The sequence below is a fragment of the Frankia sp. CgKIO3 genome, assembly GCF_977946435.1.
In genome coordinates, this window is record NZ_CDWTMO010000001.1 from 51,462 (window position 1) to 69,196 (window position 17,735).

General features: G+C 69.6%; 15 protein-coding genes and 1 pseudogene. 14 read left to right on the forward strand and 2 right to left on the reverse strand.

Translation table 11 applies throughout. From position 1 onward, the window contains the following. Positions 1-273: 273 nt before the first annotated feature. The 4 genes from AC08OJ_RS00255 to AC08OJ_RS00270 all read left to right on the forward strand — a co-directional run bounded on the left by AC08OJ_RS00255 (position 274) and on the right by AC08OJ_RS00270 (position 4,779). Complete coding sequence (locus AC08OJ_RS00255) at positions 274-630, forward strand: YraN family protein (RefSeq protein WP_476594802.1); 357 nt, start codon at positions 274-276, stop codon at positions 628-630. Next, positions 630-2,165, forward strand: a complete 1,536-nt coding sequence (locus tag AC08OJ_RS00260; RefSeq protein ID WP_476591588.1) for a YifB family Mg chelatase-like AAA ATPase — start codon at positions 630-632, stop codon at positions 2,163-2,165. The genes AC08OJ_RS00255 and AC08OJ_RS00260 overlap by 1 nt, the downstream gene beginning before the upstream one ends. A 115-nt stretch (positions 2,166-2,280) precedes the next feature. Continuing rightward, entirely contained in the window at positions 2,281-3,606 is a 1,326-nt protein-coding gene (dprA, locus tag AC08OJ_RS00265) for a DNA-processing protein DprA (protein WP_476594803.1), read from the forward strand. A gap of 15 nt (positions 3,607-3,621) precedes the next feature. Continuing rightward, a complete protein-coding gene (locus AC08OJ_RS00270) occupies positions 3,622-4,779 on the forward strand; it encodes a tyrosine-type recombinase/integrase (protein WP_476591590.1) in 1,158 nt (385 codons plus the stop codon). Here the strand turns inward: AC08OJ_RS00270 and AC08OJ_RS00275 are convergent. Next, positions 4,764-5,117 (reverse strand): annotated as a pseudogene (locus tag AC08OJ_RS00275) (M23 family metallopeptidase); the annotation flags it as partial. The gene AC08OJ_RS00270 and the pseudogene AC08OJ_RS00275 overlap by 16 nt on opposite strands. An 87-nt stretch (positions 5,118-5,204) precedes the next feature. After that, positions 5,205-5,999, reverse strand: a complete 795-nt coding sequence (locus AC08OJ_RS00280) for a hypothetical protein (protein ID WP_476594804.1) — start codon at positions 5,997-5,999, stop codon at positions 5,205-5,207. A gap of 469 nt (positions 6,000-6,468) precedes the next feature. On the opposite strand from AC08OJ_RS00280, the gene rpsB reads away from it, so the two are divergent. The 10 genes from rpsB to AC08OJ_RS00330 all read left to right on the forward strand — a co-directional run bounded on the left by rpsB (position 6,469) and on the right by AC08OJ_RS00330 (position 17,652). Continuing rightward, positions 6,469-7,338 (forward strand): 30S ribosomal protein S2, encoded by an 870-nt coding sequence (gene rpsB / locus AC08OJ_RS00285; protein ID WP_476592395.1) that lies wholly within the window; start codon positions 6,469-6,471, stop codon positions 7,336-7,338. 247 nt (positions 7,339-7,585) lie between these two features. Continuing rightward, positions 7,586-8,200, forward strand: coding sequence for a translation elongation factor Ts (locus tag AC08OJ_RS00290; protein WP_476592394.1), 615 nt, complete (start codon positions 7,586-7,588; stop codon positions 8,198-8,200). Positions 8,201-8,549: 349 nt separating this feature from the next. Beyond that, positions 8,550-9,107, forward strand: coding sequence for a ribosome recycling factor (gene frr, locus AC08OJ_RS00295; protein ID WP_476592393.1), 558 nt, complete (start codon positions 8,550-8,552; stop codon positions 9,105-9,107). A gap of 270 nt (positions 9,108-9,377) precedes the next feature. Next, positions 9,378-10,190: a phosphatidate cytidylyltransferase gene (locus AC08OJ_RS00300; protein ID WP_476592392.1), complete on the forward strand. Its 813-nt coding sequence runs from the start codon at positions 9,378-9,380 to the stop codon at positions 10,188-10,190. Between the two features lie 101 nt (positions 10,191-10,291). Next, the gene (rlmN, locus tag AC08OJ_RS00305; protein WP_476594805.1) at positions 10,292-11,557 is read left to right on the forward strand and encodes a dual-specificity RNA methyltransferase RlmN; all 1,266 of its coding nucleotides are present in this window, start codon (positions 10,292-10,294) and stop codon (positions 11,555-11,557) included. After that, complete coding sequence (locus AC08OJ_RS00310; RefSeq protein ID WP_476594806.1) at positions 11,544-12,866, forward strand: CE1 family esterase; 1,323 nt, start codon at positions 11,544-11,546, stop codon at positions 12,864-12,866. The genes rlmN and AC08OJ_RS00310 overlap by 14 nt, the downstream gene beginning before the upstream one ends. A gap of 206 nt (positions 12,867-13,072) precedes the next feature. Next, the gene (gene dxr / locus AC08OJ_RS00315; protein ID WP_476592389.1) at positions 13,073-14,308 is read left to right on the forward strand and encodes a 1-deoxy-D-xylulose-5-phosphate reductoisomerase; all 1,236 of its coding nucleotides are present in this window, start codon (positions 13,073-13,075) and stop codon (positions 14,306-14,308) included. 31 nt (positions 14,309-14,339) lie between these two features. After that, positions 14,340-15,524 carry a M50 family metallopeptidase gene (locus AC08OJ_RS00320; RefSeq protein WP_476594807.1) on the forward strand — a complete coding sequence of 395 codons (1,185 nt, stop codon included), beginning with the start codon at positions 14,340-14,342 and terminating at the stop codon, positions 15,522-15,524. A gap of 110 nt (positions 15,525-15,634) precedes the next feature. Beyond that, on the forward strand, positions 15,635-16,789 hold the full coding sequence (gene ispG, locus AC08OJ_RS00325) for a flavodoxin-dependent (E)-4-hydroxy-3-methylbut-2-enyl-diphosphate synthase (RefSeq protein ID WP_476592387.1): 1,155 nt from the start codon (positions 15,635-15,637) through the stop codon (positions 16,787-16,789). 11 nt (positions 16,790-16,800) lie between these two features. Then, on the forward strand, positions 16,801-17,652 hold the full coding sequence (locus AC08OJ_RS00330) for a GNAT family N-acetyltransferase (RefSeq protein ID WP_476592386.1): 852 nt from the start codon (positions 16,801-16,803) through the stop codon (positions 17,650-17,652). Positions 17,653-17,735 lie beyond the last annotated feature (83 nt).

Genomic DNA, 17,735 nt, shown 5'->3' on the forward strand with positions numbered 1-17,735 from the left:
GCCCCGGCCGCTTGATCGCTTCGGCGTTTTGATCGTCTCGGCGGTATGTTCGGCAGATCGGCATCTCATTCCGGTCGGTCGTCGCCTGGATCGACAGTGCGAGTCGGCCCGTCACCGAAGCCCGTGATGCCCCGCTGAGATGTCCGCCCAGCTCGTTCCTGTGGAGAAACCCTCGCCATCCACATATCGATCATGTGGATGGCTCTCCGGCCCGCCCACGTCCACGCTGGTCACGACCGGCGGGCACCCGTCCCCCGGCGAACGGGAGCGGCGATGCGGGCAAAGGACGCACTGGGCAGGTTCGGCGAAGATGTCGCCGCCCGCCATCTGGCGGCGGTCGGCGCCGAGATCCTCGACCGTAACTGGCGCTGCCGCGAGGGCGAGCTCGACCTCGTTGTGCAGGACGGTGAGAGCCTGGTGTTCTGCGAGGTCAAGACCCGATCCGGGACGCGTTACGGATCGGCCGCCGAGGCCGTCGTGGGTCGCAAGGCGGCTCGGATCAGACGCCTGGCTGTCCGATGGCTCGCAGAGCACCCCCACGCCTCGTCGTTGGTGCGTTTCGACGTCCTCCTGGTGTCCCGCCCTCCGGCGGGTCCGGTTCGTGTCGAGCACATCCGGGGAGCGTTCTGATGGCCCTCGCGCGGGCCCGGGGGGTGGCGGTCGTCGGGGTCGAAGGTCACATCGTCGAGGTGGAGGCGGATCTCGCCAATGGTCTTCCGCGGCTGACTCTCATCGGTCTGCCCGATGCCGCGTTGCATGAGTCGCGGGATCGGATTCGCGCCGCGATCGTGAACTCGGGCCAACGGTGGCCTGATCGGCGCATCACGCTCGGGTTGTTCCCCGCCACCCTCCCGAAATCGGGCAGTGGTTTCGACCTGGCTATGGCGGTGGCGATCCTCACCGCGGCCGGTGTGGTGCCGCGCGCCGCCCTGCTCCGTCGGGTACTCATCGGCGAGCTGGCGCTGGATGGCCGGGTGCGCGGTGTCCGCGGGGTGCTCCCGGCGGTACTTCGGGCGGTGGCTGCCGGTATCGAACGGGTCGTGGTACCGGCGGGCAACGCCGCCGAGGCGGCGCTGGTACCGGGCGCGGTGGTAGAGCCCGCTGTCGATCTCACCAGTGTGCTGGCGCTCCTGCGGGGAGAGATCGCCGCCGAGCCCGTGGCGGCCCCCACGGCCGAAGCTGCCTCCACCGACGGTCAGGTCGGGGATCTGGCGGACGTGGCGGGGCAGAGCAGGGGCCGGCTGGCCGTCGAGGTCGCGGCGGCCGGTGGCCATCACCTGTTCATGCAGGGGCCGCCCGGCAGTGGCAAGACCATGCTGGCCGACAGACTGCCCGGGCTGCTGCCGAACCTCGGTACCGAGGCCGCTCTCGAGGTGACCGCGGTCCATTCGGTCGCCGGCCTGCTGCCCGCGGACTGCCCGCTCGTCACCCGACCGCCGTATCGTAGTCCGCACCACAGCGCGACCCCGGCGGCACTCGTCGGGGCAGGCTCGACGGTGATTCGGCCCGGGCTGGCCAGTCAGGCGCACCGGGGCATCCTGTTTTTGGACGAGGCGCCAGAGTTTACCCGTCAAAGTCTCGATGCGCTACGTCAACCGTTGGAGAGCGGCGAGATCGAGATCGCCCGCGCTCGCGCGACGACACGGTTTCCCGCCCGCTTCCAGCTGGTTCTGGCCGCGAATCCCTGCCCGTGTTCGAAGGCCCGTGGCCCACGCGCGGTGGGCTGCGAGTGCCCGAGCCTGGTCCGTCGGCGCTATCTGGCCCGTTTGTCCGGGCCGCTCCTGGATTGGATCGACATCCAGGTGGCGTTGAGCGCTCCCAGCCGGGCGGAGCTACGGGCGGACCGTGGCCAGGGTGATTCGTCCGCGGTCGTCGCGGCGCGGGTCGCCGCGGCCCAGGAGGCGACCCGGGTCCGGCTGGCCGGAACGCCGTGGCGGCTCAACGCGGAGGTGCCGGGGCCGGCGATGCGCCGACTGTGGCCGCTGCCGGCGAGGGCGACGGCCGTGGCCGAGCGGGCATTCGAAAGAGGCCTGCTCACCGCGCGCGGTCTCGACCGTGTCCTGAAGTTGGTGTGGACCTTCGCCGATCTCGCCGGACGGGGCACGCCCGGTCCCGAGCAGTTCGGTGCCGCGCTGGATCTGAGATTGCCCGGGTGGTCGGCATGAGCATGGGAGGCCCCCGTGGGGACGCTCCTGACCGTGACGTGAACCGTGTCGCGCAGGAGACCGTGTCGCGCAGGAGGAAGAAGCCGCATCCGGTGCCGTCTTCAGGGAGTGGGACATGAGCTCGACGACTCCGCCGGATGCCCGGGGGGCGGATCCCGGTCCCGCGCCCGGGAGGGTGGCACCGGGTGACACCGACTGGTCGGATCCCGAGCGGTTGGCCCGTGTCGCCCTAGCCCGCGTCTTCGGCCCGGAACATCGTCGCGTGGCCGTCGAGGTCAGGCGCCGGGGTGCGTCCGAGGTGTGGAATGCGCTCCGGGCGGCGCACCCGAGTGTCGATCCGGTTCGGGACCTGGACGCGGCATGGCGCGCCGGCGCCCGGCTGGTCTGTCCCCAGGACGCCGAGTGGCCCCTCGAACTGGATGCCCTGGACCGTTTTCGGGACGAGGGAGACGGTTCGATGATCGGCACTCCACTGGCTTTGTGGGTCCGTGGTCCGGTCAACCTGAGCGAGCTCCCACCCCGGGCGGTCACTGTCGTGGGCTGCCGGACCGCGACCAGCTACGGGCTGTACCTCGCCGGAGAGATCGCGTTTGCGATGGCGGAACAGGGATGGGCCGTGGTGTCGGGAGCCGCGTTCGGCATTGACGCAGCAGCACACCGGGGGGCGTTGGCCGCAGCCGGATCGACGGTGGCGGTGCTCGCCGGGGGTGTCGACGTTCCCTACCCGACTGCCCATGTGGAACTGCTGGAGGAGATCGCCTGTACCGGGGCGGTAGTCAGCGAGGTGTCGCCGGGCACGCCTCCGTACCGACGCCGATTCCTCACCCGTAATCGCATCATCGCGGCTCTGTCCCGGGGGACGGTCCTGGTTGAGGCGGGCCACCGTAGCGGCGCGCTGAACACGGTCGCCCACACCCGTAGGCTCGGTCGTCCCGTCATGGTCGTTCCGGGACCGGTGACCAGCGCCATGAGCGCAGGCTGTCACCGGCTGCTCCGGGACTTCCGTGAACAGACGGTCCTGGTTACCGGAGCCGAGGACATCAGGGAGGAAATCGCGAGTATCGGATCGTTCGCACAGCGGCCGGCGAGCGGGGATGGCCCGCGGGACGGGTTGTCCGAGGCGGTGCGCGAGCTTCTCGACGCGATGCCGGCCCGCGCTGCCGTCGGGGTGGCTGTGCTGGCGCGCCGCACCGGCCTGCGCCCCGAGGCGGTGCTGGCGATGCTGGGCCCACTCGCGGTGGAGGGGCTGGTCGAGAACGTGGCGGGCGGTTACCGCCTCACGAATCTGGGCCGAGCGCCGTCGAACCCGTCCCATCCCGCCACGTCCGGCAGGCGGTCCGGTACCCGACCGGGTGCCGCCCACGGCGGGGCCGATCGTTCCCCGACGCGCAGTACCGCGGATCCGGGACTCGACGGCGAAAACCCCGATGGGGAGACCTGAGGCAGCTTGGGTGCAATGTCCTCGGGTGCAATGTCGCGGACGCCGCGGCGTCTTGACGAGAACCGCCGATGCCGCCACGGTCGTCGCATGGCCCTGCGAGGCGAGAGCACCGAGGAGCCCGCCGACGGTCGACTTCCGCCGCGGCAGCACCCCCGATCGACGCGTGGATCAGACGCCCGGCCAGGCGAGATAGTCGAGACACCCGAGTCCGGCTGGGAGACGGCGGTCGCGGGTTTTCTCCGCCATCTCACCGCGGAGCTGGACCGATCTCCTGAGACCGTGCGTGCCTACACCGCCGACCTCGCTAACCTGCGCGCTCACGCGGAGCGGATGGGCTGTTCGGTCCTCGCCGACCTCGATCTGGCGCTTCTGCGGAGCTGGCTCGCCTCGATGCGCGCCGCCGGGGCGGCGCCGGCAAGCCTGGCCCGGCGCGCCTCGATGGCCCGGGTCTTCTCCTCCTATGCGGCGCGCCGTGGCTTCCTCGACACCGACGTCGCCGCACGGCTCGTAGGTAACCGTACGGTCAGAAGGGTGCCTGAGGTGCTCACCGCCGCGGCCGCGCGTCAGCTCCTTGAGAACCCTTCGCCTGATGTGTCGCCCCCGGGCACGTCGCAGCCGTCCGGGCTGCCGGACTCGACGGCAGACTCCGAGCGGGCCGTACGGCGGGCGGTGGAGCTGCGGGACGCACTCGTTCTCGAGCTCCTGTACGGCAGCGGAATCCGGGTGTCCGAGCTGTGCGGTCTTGACCTGGGGCACATTGATGACAACCGGAGGTTGCTGCGGGTTCTCGGTAAGGGCGGCAAGGAGCGCAGCGTGCCGTTCAGTGTGCCGGCGGTGGCCTCCCTGCGGTCCTGGCGATCAACGGGACGGCCGCGGCTGATGACCGCCCGTAGCGGGCGTGCGCTGCTCCTCGGCCTGCGCGGAGGTCGCCTCGACCCGCGCACGGTACGGCGGATTCTGACGACGAGGGTGGCGGCCGGTGTTGCTCCGGCCGGTCGGACTCCGCATGGTCTGCGACATTCGGCGGCGACGCACATGCTGGAAGGCGGGGCCGATCTGCGCTCCGTCCAGGAGTTTCTCGGCCATGCAAGTCTCGCGACCACGCAGATCTATACCCACGTGACGCCGGAACGGTTGCGCGCGGCCTTTGAGCAGGCTCATCCCCGGGCTTGAGAGAAGGCCGGGGACCCAGGGGAGCGATCTGCTAGGGGGAGGAGGGGCAGGAGGCGGGGCGGAGTTCTGCGGAAGAACAGCAGAGGATTGAGGTAGTCCGTCCGGCGCAGAAGCCCCCAGTGCAGGCATGCGGCCACCGGACAGCCTGGATGGCCATCGCTCATCCAGCCGAGCAGGTCCCCGGCTCGGACCGCGGTTCCGGGACTGATCGCCGGCGTCAGTGGTTCGTAGGTCGTGCGGAGGTCGCCATGCGTGACGGTGACGATGCCGCGGTTCGCCACGGACCCGGCGAAACTCACCACCCCGTCGGCTGCGGCGAGAACCGGGGCGGCCGGAGAGGCTTTGAATTCGTAATGAAGTAATTAATGCAAGCCAATATGCGTCTTCGCAGGTCACGGGCTCGCGAGGATCCCGAAGTGAACAAGTTATTTCATTCCGAATCCTTTGAGGTCGATTCCGCGATGACCCGGTCCGTAGGGCGAAAGCGGGCGTTCGAAACCGCGGCTCACCGTGACGGCCCCCGACAACGTCCATCGCAGAGCCCGGACCCTGCCGCCGTGGGCCGGCGGTGCCGCGGAGTTCTCCGGTCCGACGTCGCCGGGTGGCGGGTCCGGGTGCTCGTCCCCTTCTCCGCCGCCCGGCGGGCCGGCGGCCGGCGGGGTCACGGCCGGCCGCGTTCGTTCCCCGGCTCGGCGGTCCGCCGGCCGGGGAGATCGTGGGGCGGAGGGAGGCCGGACGGTGGGAGTCGCCGGTCGTCGAGGTGACGAGGTTGCCTTCGGCGAGGGGGCGCGAGGCGAGGGGGCCGGATGCGCCGCCGGCGTCGACCGCGCTGTGGACGGAGCAGGTGTCGTCGAGGGTTCCGCCGACGTGCCGGGGGTGAGCCTGAGAGGAGGTGGGACCGGGGTCCCCACCACGGCCCGAACCTGGCTGACCCCCAGGGCCTGCTCGATGACGTCGTGGCGGGGCGCGGTACCGAACCCGTCACCGGGGCCGAGCCCACCGGCGGAGTCGGTCGCACCGGACGGGGCGGACCGCCCGGGCTCGGACAAGGGCTCGGACAAGGCGGTGGTGCTCCGTTGCGGATCACGTGCGGCCAGGACGAGGTGTGGCCCGTCGGCGTGCGGCTTGATCGGCATCGTAGTGGGCCGTCCCAGGGCGATCAGGATGGCGACCACCGGGATGACGAGCCAGAGCGGGTCGAAGCGTGGCAAAGGGGGCATGACGGTGACACCTCCGGGTCCGGGGGAGGCGCGGCGGCCGGACCCGGTCCAGGTCCGCTCGTCCGGCCGCCGCTGTGCCGATCCGAGGGGGGAGCGGACCGGCCTCGTCCACGGTGCGGCGTTTTGGTGCCGTTGGGTAGACCGGCCGTGTGATCTGTGGATAACTCCCGCCGCATGCTGTCGGTGCCCGCGCTCTGTGGACATCGCCGGCCGGTCCGTTGATCCGATCCGATGTGGTCGCCCGATGGATCCTCGTACCCGGCAGGTATCATCGCTCGCAGGGCCCGTCCACCGGGCCCAGTTCGCACGCCCACTTCCGATGATCCGATCCGGATCATCGGAAGGGTCTCCTCGGTCCGCCGCACAGCGACGGCCACGACCAATCGGGCGTCAGGGGCTGCCGTCGTCAGATGGCGCCGTCACAACCGAGGCGTCCCGGCCCAGGCCGGGCGGGAAGGAGCGACGTCCGATGGCCGTCGTCACCATGAAGCAGCTGCTGGAGAGCGGTGTGCACTTCGGGCACCAGACCAAGCGCTGGAATCCGAAGATGAAGCGGTACATCTTCACCGAACGTAACGGCATTTACATCATCGACCTGCAGCAGACGCTGTCCTACATCGACCGCGCCTACGACTTCGTCAAGGAGACCGTGGCGCACGGTGGGACGGTCCTGTTCATCGGGACGAAGAAGCAGGCCCAGGAGGCAATCGAGGAACATGCGGCCCGAGTCGGGATGCCGTACGTCAAGGAGCGGTGGCTCGGTGGCATGCTGACCAACTTCTCCACGGTCTACAAGCGTCTTCAGCGGCTCAAGGAGCTCGAGGAGATCGAGGTAACCGGCGGCACCGAGGTGCGCACGAAGAAGGAACAGCTCGTGCTGACCCGGGAGAAGGTCAAGCTCGAGCGCACCCTCGGCGGTATCCGCGACATGAGCCGGGTGCCGAGCGCGGTGTGGGTCGTCGACACGAAGAAGGAGCACATCGCCGTCGGTGAGGCCCGCAAGCTCGGCATTCCCGTCGTGGCGATTCTCGACACGAACTGCGACCCGGACGAGGTCGATTACCCGATCCCCGGCAACGACGACGCGATCCGCAGCGCTGCGCTGCTCACCCGGGTGGTCGCCGATGCGGTCGCGGACGGTCTGATGGCCCGTGCGGGCGCCTCGAGCTCTGCCGATGCCAAGCCCGAGCAGTCTGCGGGTAAGGAGCCGCTCGCCGAGTGGGAGCAGGCACTGCTGCGTGGTGAGGCACCTGTCGAGGCCCCGGGTGCGGTGGAGCCGGCGACGGCGGGGCCCGCGGACGGGACACGACCGGACGCCGCGGTCGGCACCACGGTCTGACCCGCTACCGCGTCTCATTCGCCCGCGGTGATGGCGATCGACCAGCGGTGACATCGTGTGAGGAAGACGGTGGTTCCCCGAGTCGGGTCGGGGACCACCGCTCCCGAATGTCAGGCCTGGTTCCGGTGGTCGGACCCGGGCCCCGGGCCGCTCGGGTGGGCGCTCCCGCGACGCCCGAAGGGCACCGCGGGGCCGGGGCCGGTAGAACTACGACAGCATCCAGACCCACACCGACGAGAAGAGCACCATGGCAGAGATTTCAGTCGCTGACATCCGGAAGCTCCGGGAGCTCACCGGCGCTGGGATGAGCGACGTCAAGAAGGCGCTGGTCGACAACGCCGGGGACTTCGAGAAGGCCAAGTCCTGGCTGCGGGAGAAGGGCAAGGCACAGGTCGCCAAGCGTGCGGCACGCAGCGCCGCCAACGGCCTGGTCGAGTCCTACCTGCACCGGACCGGCCCGCAGCTCCCGCCTACCCTCGGCGTGCTCGTCGAGCTTCGCTGCGAGACGGACTTCGTGGCCAAGACCGAGGACTTCAAGCAACTCGCCCGCGATCTCGCGCAGCACATCGCCGCGGCGGACCCGCTGTATGTCACCGCCGAGCAGATCCCGAACGAGGTCCTCGAGGCGGAGCGAAAGATCTACGAGGCCGCGGCCCGCGAGGAGGGCAAGCCCGAGCAGGCGATCGCGAAGATTGTTGAAGGACGTGTCAACGGGTATGTGAAGAGTAGCGTGCTGCTTGACCAGCCATGGGTGAAGGACGGCAAGGTGACCATCCGAGCTCTGCTTGACCAGGCCGGCGCGTCGCTGGGTGAGAAGATCGAGGTCGGTCGGTTCTCCCGGTTCAACATCCGCCAGGCCTGAGCGTCGTCGGATCGCCGGCTCCCTGATCGGGCGGCCGGCGGCTCCGAGGCTTCTCGGTGGGTGCGGTGGTCCGGCACGCCACCGGCATCGGGATGGCCACGCCTCGAGATGACAAGATGATGCTTCCCGGCCCGGTCGGCGTGCCGTGTCGGCCCAGGTCAGCGGGGACGCCGTGGTAAGGCACACTGCATGCGGCGGCTGTGCGATCTCGGTCAGGCGAATCCGGGACCGGGCGGGACGGCTTCGCCTCTGGGACGACGAACTCGGCTGCGCTCGGCCGAACTGCGATGATAACAGGACCGGCGCCCGGTGGACGCCGGCGGACCAGGAACAGACGGAAGGAAATGCGGTGATCGACGACACGCTTCTCGAGGCCGAGGAGAAGATGGAGAAGGCGGTCTCGGTCGCCAAGGAGGACTTCGCGAACATCCGCACGGGGCGTATCACTCCCGCGGTCTTCTCCAAGATCCTGGTGGATTACTACGGCGCTCCGACACCGGTGCAGCAGCTCGCGTCGTTCCATATCCCGGAGCCGCGTATGGTGATCATTACGCCTTACGACAAGTCGTCTCTGGGGGCGATCGAGAAGGCTGTGCGCGATTCCGATCTCGGGGTCAACCCGAGCAACGACGGCACGATCATCCGGTGTGTTTTTCCGGAGCTGTCCGAGCAACGGCGTCGCGATCTTGTCAAGGTAACTCGGACTAAGGCCGAGGAAGCCCGGGTGAGCATCCGCAACGTCCGACGTCACGCCAAGGACACGATCGATCGGATCGTGCGGGACGGCGATGCCGGCGAGGACGAGGGCCGGCGGGGTGAGAAGGATCTCGACGAGGCAACCCACCGATACGTCGGGCAGGTGGATGAACTTCTTCGGCTCAAGGAATCGGATCTTCTCTCGGTTTGATCATTCCTGCGTCCGTTCTCGATGCCGGCCGCCTGCTCCGATGTTCGATTCCCATGGTCTCGGAATCGTCTGGACGGTCCCCGGATCCGCGCATGACGCGTGCGCGATGCGGCGGTCGCTGCCCACGGCCGGGCGGCCATGACGACTGTCGACGGCCGCGCGGTGGCTGAGTCCGGGTCATCCGCGCCGCCGGGATCCTCGCATGGGCCCGGTAATCCGCTTGAGTCCGGTAATCCCCGCGGGCCCGGTAATCACGGTCGGCCCGCCGGGATGGTGCCCCGGCCCTCACGTGCCGGCCGCAACCTGCCGGCCGCCATCGGTGTCGGCATCTTTCTCGGTGCCGTCATCCTCGTTCCGCTGTTCACCCTGCGGGTGATCTTTGTCGGGGTGATCAGTGTTGCGATGGCCCTGGGCACCCACGAGGTGGTCCGCGCGATCCGACTGACGCAGGTACGGGTTCCCCTGGTTGCCGGGGCGGCGGCCATGCCGGTCGTCGCGTACGTCGATGGGACCACCGGCCTGCTGCTGACTCTCGCCGGCACCATCGGCGTGGCGGCGCTGGTCCGTGCTTTCGGGCCGTCCACGGGTCTGCTCCGCGACGTCGCCGGCGCCGCCTTCGTGGCCGGCTACATCGGCTTTCCGGCTGGCTTCGCCGCGCTGCTCACCGAACCCTCCGATGGTCGCTGGCGAGTCGTCGCCTTTCTGGGAACGGTGGTGGCCAGCGACGTCGGTGGTTACACGGCCGGTGTCCTCTCCGGCGGTCGGCACAAGATGGCCCCTACCGTCTCCCCGGGGAAGTCGTGGGAGGGATTCGTCGGTTCGGCGGTGACCTGTGTGATCGTCGCCGGGATCGTGCTGGCCTGGCCGCTGGGGGCCGAGGCCTGGCAGGGCGTTCTGCTCGGGCTGGCGGTCGCGTGTACCGCGACGATCGGCGACCTGGGTGAGTCCCTGCTCAAGCGCGACATCGGCATCAAGGACATGAGCAGTCTGCTGCCCGGCCATGGTGGCCTGATGGACCGCTTGGACTCGTTGTTGTGCACCGCCCCGGTCGCCTGGCTTCTGATCACTTCCTTCCTGAACTGATCGGAACCGGGTTCAGCCGACCGGTCTCGCCTCTCGTGGGTCCCTTCGGACAGATCCGTGCATTCGTCTCGGTCGCGGTCACCTGGCAGACTGGATCCGCGATGACTGCCACGACCGCCGAATCCGGACGTCCGGACCAGCCCTCACCTGCCGAGGCGGGCTGGCCCGTGCGGCTGACGCTCACCCGGCGAGCGGGCCGAGTGCCGCGCCACCTCGCCGACCTGACCCGTCAGGAACGACGTGACGTCGCGGTGTCGCTGGGGCAGCCGGCCTTCCGCGCCGATCAGGTGGCCCGGCACTATTATGCCCGGTTGATCGCCGCCGATGAGCCCGAGGCGATGACCGACCTGCCGGAGCGGGACCGCCAGCCGCTCCTCGACGCCCTGCTGCCGAGGCTGCTCGTCCCGGTGCGGACGCTGAGCTGCGACGACGGTCTGACCCGCAAGACGGCGTGGCGGGCCGTGGACGGCGCATCTCTCGAGTCTGTGATCATGAGATATCCGGGTCGCGCGACGGTCTGTGTGTCGAGCCAGGCGGGCTGCGGCATGGGCTGCCCGTTCTGCGCCACCGGTCAGGGCGGGCTGACCCGCAACCTGTCGACCGCGGAGATCGTCGAACAGGTCGTGCACGCCGCCCGGGTTCTTCAGCGCCGTGAGCTCGCGGGCGGCGCGACCAGGTTGTCGAACGTGGTCTTCATGGGGATGGGCGAGCCGCTGGCGAACTACGCCGCGGTGATTGTCGCGCTACGCCGCCTCACCGCTCACCCTCCCGACGGGCGGGGCCTGTCGGCGCGCGGCCTGACGGTCAGCACTGTCGGCCTCGTTCCGGCGATCCGTCGCCTCGCCGGAGAGGGCCTGCCGGTGACTCTGGCGGTGTCCCTGCACGCCCCGGACGACGTTCTGCGGAACGAACTCGTCCCCATCAACACCCGTTGGCCGGTGGCCGAGGTGCTCGCGGCCGCCTGGGAGTACGCCGAGGTGACCGGCAGACGGGTAAGCGTCGAGTACGCGCTGATCGATGGGGTCAACGATGACGTGGAACGCGCCGACGCCCTCGCGGACCTGCTCGTAGGCCGGCTCGCGCATGTGAACCTCATTCCGTTGAATCCAACCGGTGGATCCTCATGGCGCGCCAGCGTCCCGGCCGGCCAGCGCGCGTTCGTCCGCCGGCTCCGTGACCGCGGCATCGTGACGACGGTGCGCGACACCCGGGGCCGGGAGATCGCGGCAGCCTGCGGACAGCTTGCGGCCGAGCCGGCCGGGAAGCCGGAGCGGACGGACCAGCCGGAGCAGGTCGGATCCGACCGTCCCGCCGAGTTCGGTGGCGCGGGGAGCGCGACGTCTGACGGTGACCGTGTCCTTCGGTAGTCCGACGAGCCGACGCCGGGGGGCCTCCCGCCCGGATATCCGGGCGACGAACACCGTATGGCTGCCGATCACGGCCGCTGCCGGGGTGTTGCTGCTGCTCCTGTGGTACGCGATGTCCCAGGAGCCGGGGCCGGCGAAGACCTCGGCGACCCAGGCCGCTCTCGGGGCGTCCGGCGGCCGTGCCGCCGGTGCCGCCGTGGCGTCGGCCATACCGTTGCCCACGGTCCCACCACCCCCCGAGAGCGGCTGCGTCACCGGGAAGACCCTGCCGTCCGGGATCGGTACCCGCACGCTGCGGGTGGGAGGAGCCGAGCGCGGCTACGTCCTCGCCGTACCGGCCGCGGGTCCTCGGGTCAGGCCACTACCGCTGATCTTCAATTTCCATGATCTGAACCAGGCGCCGGAAGATCTGGAAGCGTACACGCGGCTCGCCGATCAGGGGACGAAGGCGGGCTTCGTGGTCGCCGCCCCGATCGGGATGCAGGGGCGGTGGAACTTCACCAGATCGAAGGCGGTGGGACCCGACGACGTGCTCTTCGTCGGCGCGCTGCTCAACGACCTCGTCGGTCAGATGTGCCTGGAGGCGGGACGCGTCTTCGCCGTGGGCTACGCGGACGGCGCGAACATGGTGCTCACGCTGGCCTGCGCGCTGCCGGGCCGTCTTGCGGCGGCGGTGACCGTCGGGTCGAGCGTGCTGCCCGGCTCCTGCGCCAAGCCCGCCACCAACGTCCTGGAGATCCATGGGACCTCGGACCAGATCGCGCCGTATACCGGCGGAGGCGCTTCGCGGCCGGCCCCCTTCACCGGAGTCGTCGCCCAGCCCGTGGAGGACCGGCTCGCCCGGTACGCCTCCGCTCTGGGCTGCAGCGGAGCCCGCCAGACCTCCCGGGACACGGCTGCCTGGCAGCGCACCGTGTGGAGCGGCTGCCCAGCCGGCCATGACGTCGGGCTGTTGGCCATGCAGGGCGCGGGGCACACCTGGCCGGGGGCGCAGGCACGTCCGGCGCTGGGTCCGACCTCCGTCAGCCTGAGTGCCACCATCGTGGCGTTGACCTATTTCGGTTACACGCCTACGTCCGCGACGAGTGGCCTGCCCGGCCCTGCCGTCTCCGCCGGTCCCGCCAGCCCGGGCGTCGCCACCAGTCCGACTCCCGCGGCACCGGCGGCTGGATCCTCTGGACCCGCCGCATCCTCCGGACCCGCCACCACGTCGGCGTCGTCCGCCTCCCCGGATGCCATCCCCGGTGCCGAACCGTCCGGGCAGCCGGCAACCGGCGCCACACCTTCTTTCTCGCCCGGCCGGGGATGAGCAGACGTCGGAGCCGTCGTCGACGTGACCGACCGGGCCGACGTGCCACCCGGATCGGGGTGGCCGATCGGGGTGGGCGGCGACCGCAAAGTCCTGCCCACCAGACCTGACGAAACGTAGTTGTCACCGGACCCATTGCGCATCTTCGGGTGGCACCTGTCATGAACCAAACAGGGCGGTGCCGAGCGGTCGGTGGGCCTGAGAGAATGGGTGACGTGGTGGAGGCTTCGATCCTGCGTGAGGTTGTCCTGCTCGGGTCCACCGGTTCGATCGGAACCCAGGCGATAGATGTCGTACGCCGCAACCCGCAGCGGTTCCGGGTGGTGGCGTTGATGGGCGGCGGGTCCCGGGTGGACCTGCTCGCCGCTCAGGCACTGGACCTCGGCGTCCAGGCCGTGGGAGTGGCGGCGGCCTCGGCCGCTCAGGACCTCCAGTTGGCCTTCTTCGCCGAGGCGTCGCGGCGGGGCTACCGTCGGGGTGAGTTCCCCGTGCCAAAGATTCTCGCCGGTCCCGACGCCGCGAGCGAGATCGCGGCGTGGCCGTGCGACATCGTCCTCAACGGCATCACCGGCTCGGTCGGGTTGGCCCCGACGCTCGCGGCGCTGGCCGCCGGCCGGACGGTGGCGTTGGCGAACAAGGAATCGCTGGTCGCCGGGGGGCCGTTGGTGCTCGACGCGCTCGGTGGCGACCCCGACCGCCTGGTGCCGGTGGATTCCGAGCACTCCGCACTGGCGCAGTGCCTGCGGGGCGGGCGACGGGACGAGGTACGCAAGCTGGTGCTGACCGCCAGCGGAGGTCCCTTCCGCGGGCGCCGCCGCGACGAGCTTGCCGCCGTTACCCCGGAGCAGGCGTTGGCCCATCCCACCTGGGATATGGGACCCCTGGTGACGATCAACTCGGCGACCCTGATGAACAAGGGGCTCGAGCTGATCGAGGCGCACCTGTTCTTCGGGGTTCCCTACGACGACATCGAGGTCGTCGTGCACCCCCAGTCGTTGGTGCACTCGATGGTCGAGTTCACCGACGGCTCGACGATCGCTCAGGTCTCCCCGCCGGACATGCGGCTGCCCATCGCGCTGGCGCTCGGCTGGCCGGACCGGGTGGCGCAGGCGCAGCCGCCGATGGACTGGTCGCGGGCGCAGGCGCTCACCTTCGAACCGCTGGACGAGGTGGCGTTCCCGGCGGTGGAGCTCGCCCGCACGGCCGGGCGGCGCGGCGGCACCGCCCCCGCGGTCTTCAACGCCGCGAACGAGGAGGCGGTGGCCGCCTTCCTCGCCGGGCGGCTGCCCTTCATCCGTATTGTCGACCTGGTGGCCGAGGTCATCGCCGAGCACGAAGTGATCGATCATCCCAGCGTGGAGGAGGTGTTCGCCACCGAACGGGCCGCGCGGGCGGCGGCCGGGCGGCTGATCCGGCGCGAGACCGAACGGGACATGGTGTGAGTCGCCCCCCCGGCGCCGAGAGGGCGGTCTGATGGAGCTTCTCGGCATTGTGGCGTTCGCACTGGCCCTGCTGGTGTCGGTCGTCGCGCACGAGGCCGGGCATTTCGTGACGGCCCGGCACTACGGTATGAAGGCCTCCAAGTTCTTCGTCGGTTTCGGGCCGACTATCTGGTCCTGGCGACGGGGGGAGACCGAGTACGGCATCAAGGCCATTCCGGCCGGCGGTTTCGTCAAGATCGAGGGGATGACTCCGCTCGAGGAGATCGATCTGGCCGATGAACCCCGCGCCTTCCACAATGCGCGGGCGCGAGCCCGGCTCGTGGTCATGTCGGCTGGTTCTTTCGTGCATTTCGTCATCGCCATCGTGTTGGTCTACGGAGTGCTTGTCGTCCTGGGCACGACCACGATCAGCGAGTCGAGGGTCGGCGCGACGAGCTGCGTCGCCACGACCGCGACCTGTTCCGGACCGGGGCCGGCCGCGGCGGCCGGTCTGCGGCCGGGCGACCGGATCGTCAGCTTCGGCGGAGTTCCGGTCACGACTTGGGCGCAGTTCACCCGGCAGGTGCGTGCGCACGGAGCGGGGCCTGCGGTGATGGTCGTCGAACGGGACGGCCGCACCCTCACCCTCACGCCGAACCTGGTGGAGGTCAGGCGCGATCGGGAGACCGGGCAGGTGGGCGACGACCGGGTCGGCGCCTTGGGCGTCAGACCGGGAACCGAGACAGTGCACTACAACCCGATCGAAGCCGTGCCCCGCACCTTCGATGTCATCGGGTCCGGGTTCACCGGTATGTACGAGACGCTGACCGGCCGGATCGGTGATATCGCTAATATCTTCAGCGACGACCGCGACCCCCAGGGTTTCATCAGCGTGGTGGGAGCGGCGCGTATCGGTGGTGATGTGGTCTCGGCCGAGGGCAGTTCGGCCGTGGACCGGGTGCGGAATCTTCTCATTCTGGTCGCCGCGATCAATCTCGCGGTCGGAATTTTTAACCTGTTGCCCCTACTCCCGTTGGACGGCGGTCATATTGCCGTGCTGGGCTTCGAGCAGGCCCGGCATGGCCTACGCAGGCTCCGGGGTTATCGCGGTCCGGTACAGAAGGTGGATTTCGCCAAACTGTTACCAGCCACGTACGCCACGGTCGTCGTACTGCTCGGGTTCAGTCTGCTTGTCCTGTCCGCCGACATTGTCAATCCCATTCGCCTGAATCAGTAATTCCGTATGAACATGCGCGACGGTGTGCCTCCTGCCTCCTGCCTCCTGCAGCCGACAGGCCGAGTCAGTCGCACGTCGATCTTCGTCTCCGATTCGCCAGTGAGGACAACGTGACCGTAACTCTGGGCATGCCAACCGCTCCGGCCCGTCCGCTCGGCACGCGGCGGCACAGCCGGCAGATCCACGTGGGCAACGTCCCGGTCGGGGGTGACGCTCCGGTCTCCGTTCAGTCGATGTGCACCACGTTGACGTCAGACGTCAACGCCACGCTGCAGCAGATCGCACAGCTGACAGCGTCGGGATGCCAAATCGTCCGGGTCGCGGTGCCAAGCCAGGACGACGCTGACGCCCTCGCCGCGATCGCCCGCAAATCCCCGATCCCGGTGATTGCCGATATCCATTTCCAGCCCAAGTACGTCTTCGCCGCGATCGACGCGGGCTGCGCCGCGGTCCGGGTCAACCCCGGCAACATCAAGGCTTTTGACGACAAGATCGGGGAGATTGCTCGCGCGGCGAAGGCCGCCGGCGTTCCGATCCGGATCGGGGTCAACGCGGGTTCGCTCGACAAGCGGCTGTTGGCGAAGTACGGCAAGGCCACGCCGGAGGCGCTGACGGAGTCGGCCCTGTGGGAATGCTCGCTGTTCGAGGAGCACGACTTCCGTGACATCAAGATCTCGGTGAAGCACCACGACCCGGTCGTCATGATCCAGGCGTACCGGCTGCTCGCCCAGGCCTGCGACTACCCGCTGCACCTCGGTGTCACCGAGGCCGGGCCGTCCTTCCAGGGCACGGTCAAGTCCGCGGTCGCCTTCGGGGCCCTGCTCGCCGAGGGAATCGGTGACACGATCAGAGTGTCGCTGTCGGCACCGCCGGTCGAGGAGGTGAAGGTCGGCACCGCGATCCTGGAGTCCCTAGGACTTCGGCAGCGTAAGCTCGAGATCGTATCCTGCCCCTCCTGCGGTCGGGCTCAGGTTGACGTCTACACCCTTGCCAATCAGGTCAGCGCCGGTCTCGAGGGCATGGAGGTCCCGTTGCGCGTCGCCGTCATGGGCTGCGTCGTGAACGGGCCGGGCGAGGCCAGGGAGGCCGATCTCGGCGTCGCCTCCGGGAACGGCAAGGGTCAGATCTTCGTCCGAGGTGAGGTCGTGAAGACCGTTCCGGAGGCACAGATAGTGGAAACCCTCATTGAGGAAGCCATGCGGCTGGCCGAGGCGATGGCGCCGGACGGCACCCCGTCCGGCGAACCCTCGGTTTCCGTGGGTTAACGTTCGACCGGATGGGCCTACCTCTGCGGTCCGCGCCGACCCGTCTGCTTGACGACAGGGATCTTCCGGCCGTCCGCGAGCTCTTGGCCCGCAACCCGGTCGCCGATGTGTTCGTCGCATCTCGGGTCGAGGCGGCCGGGCTCGACCCGTGGCGTCTCGGCGCCGAGATGTGGGGGCACACCGTGGATGGCTGCCTGGTCGCTCTGTGTTATTCCGGCGCCAACCTCTGGCCCGTGGCGGCAGGCCCCACCTCGGCGAGACTGTTCGCCGAGCGGGCTCGCCTGCAGGGACGGCGCTGCTCGTCCATCGTCGGCGTCTCCTCCTCCGTGACGGCGATGTGGAAGCATCTGGAGCCGACCTGGGGGCGGGCCCGGGAGGTACGGGCCGACCAGCTCCTGCTCGTGATCGACCGCCCGCCGCGGGTCGCCCCAGATCCGGCGGTGCGCCCGGTGCGCCCGGACGAGCTGGACGTCATCCTGCCGGCCTGCATCGCCATGTTCACCGAGGAGATCGGGGTGTCCCCGGTGCTCGCTGACGGCGGTGCCCTCTACCGCGCCCGCGTCGCCGAGTTCGTCGGTCAGCGGCGTTCCTTCGCCCACATCGCCGACGGCCGGGTGCTGTTCAAGGCCGAGATCGGCGCCGTCGCGGGCGACGTCTGCCAGATCCAGGGCGTCTGGGTCGACCCGGCGCTGCGTGGGCGCGGCCTTGGCGCCGCGGGAACCGCGAGTGTGGTCGCGCTGGCGCGGGCCGCCTTCGCCCCACTGGTCAGCCTGTACGTCAACGACTTCAACCATGCCGCCCGCCGGGTCTACGACCGGGTGGGCTTCCAGCGGGTCGGGACCTTCGCGTCGATCCTGTTCTGATGTTGATCTTGTCCTGAGATCGATCCCGGTCTGAGACCATCCCGGACCCGCTCCGATGGTGTCCGGGGCCTCTTTGATCCCCA

What these genes read in the sequence shown, in the direction of transcription:
- AC08OJ_RS00280 (WP_476594804.1), bottom strand. Translation starts at nt 5,999, where the DNA reads ATGCCCCCTTTGCCACGCTTCGACCCGCTCTGGCTCGTCATCCCGGTG.
- AC08OJ_RS00255 (WP_476594802.1), top strand. Translation starts at nt 274, where the DNA reads ATGCGGGCAAAGGACGCACTGGGCAGGTTCGGCGAAGATGTCGCCGCC.
- AC08OJ_RS00260 (WP_476591588.1), top strand. Translation starts at nt 630, where the DNA reads ATGGCCCTCGCGCGGGCCCGGGGGGTGGCGGTCGTCGGGGTCGAAGGT.
- AC08OJ_RS00330 (WP_476592386.1), top strand. Translation starts at nt 16,801, where the DNA reads ATGGGCCTACCTCTGCGGTCCGCGCCGACCCGTCTGCTTGACGACAGG.
- rpsB (WP_476592395.1), top strand. Translation starts at nt 6,469, where the DNA reads ATGGCCGTCGTCACCATGAAGCAGCTGCTGGAGAGCGGTGTGCACTTC.
- rlmN (WP_476594805.1), top strand. Translation starts at nt 10,292, where the DNA reads ATGACTGCCACGACCGCCGAATCCGGACGTCCGGACCAGCCCTCACCT.
- dprA (WP_476594803.1), top strand. Translation starts at nt 2,281, where the DNA reads ATGAGCTCGACGACTCCGCCGGATGCCCGGGGGGCGGATCCCGGTCCC.
- AC08OJ_RS00290 (WP_476592394.1), top strand. Translation starts at nt 7,586, where the DNA reads ATGGCAGAGATTTCAGTCGCTGACATCCGGAAGCTCCGGGAGCTCACC.
- AC08OJ_RS00320 (WP_476594807.1), top strand. Translation starts at nt 14,340, where the DNA reads ATGGAGCTTCTCGGCATTGTGGCGTTCGCACTGGCCCTGCTGGTGTCG.
- AC08OJ_RS00300 (WP_476592392.1), top strand. Translation starts at nt 9,378, where the DNA reads ATGGTGCCCCGGCCCTCACGTGCCGGCCGCAACCTGCCGGCCGCCATC.
- dxr (WP_476592389.1), top strand. Translation starts at nt 13,073, where the DNA reads ATGGGTGACGTGGTGGAGGCTTCGATCCTGCGTGAGGTTGTCCTGCTC.
- AC08OJ_RS00270 (WP_476591590.1), top strand. Translation starts at nt 3,622, where the DNA reads ATGTCCTCGGGTGCAATGTCGCGGACGCCGCGGCGTCTTGACGAGAAC.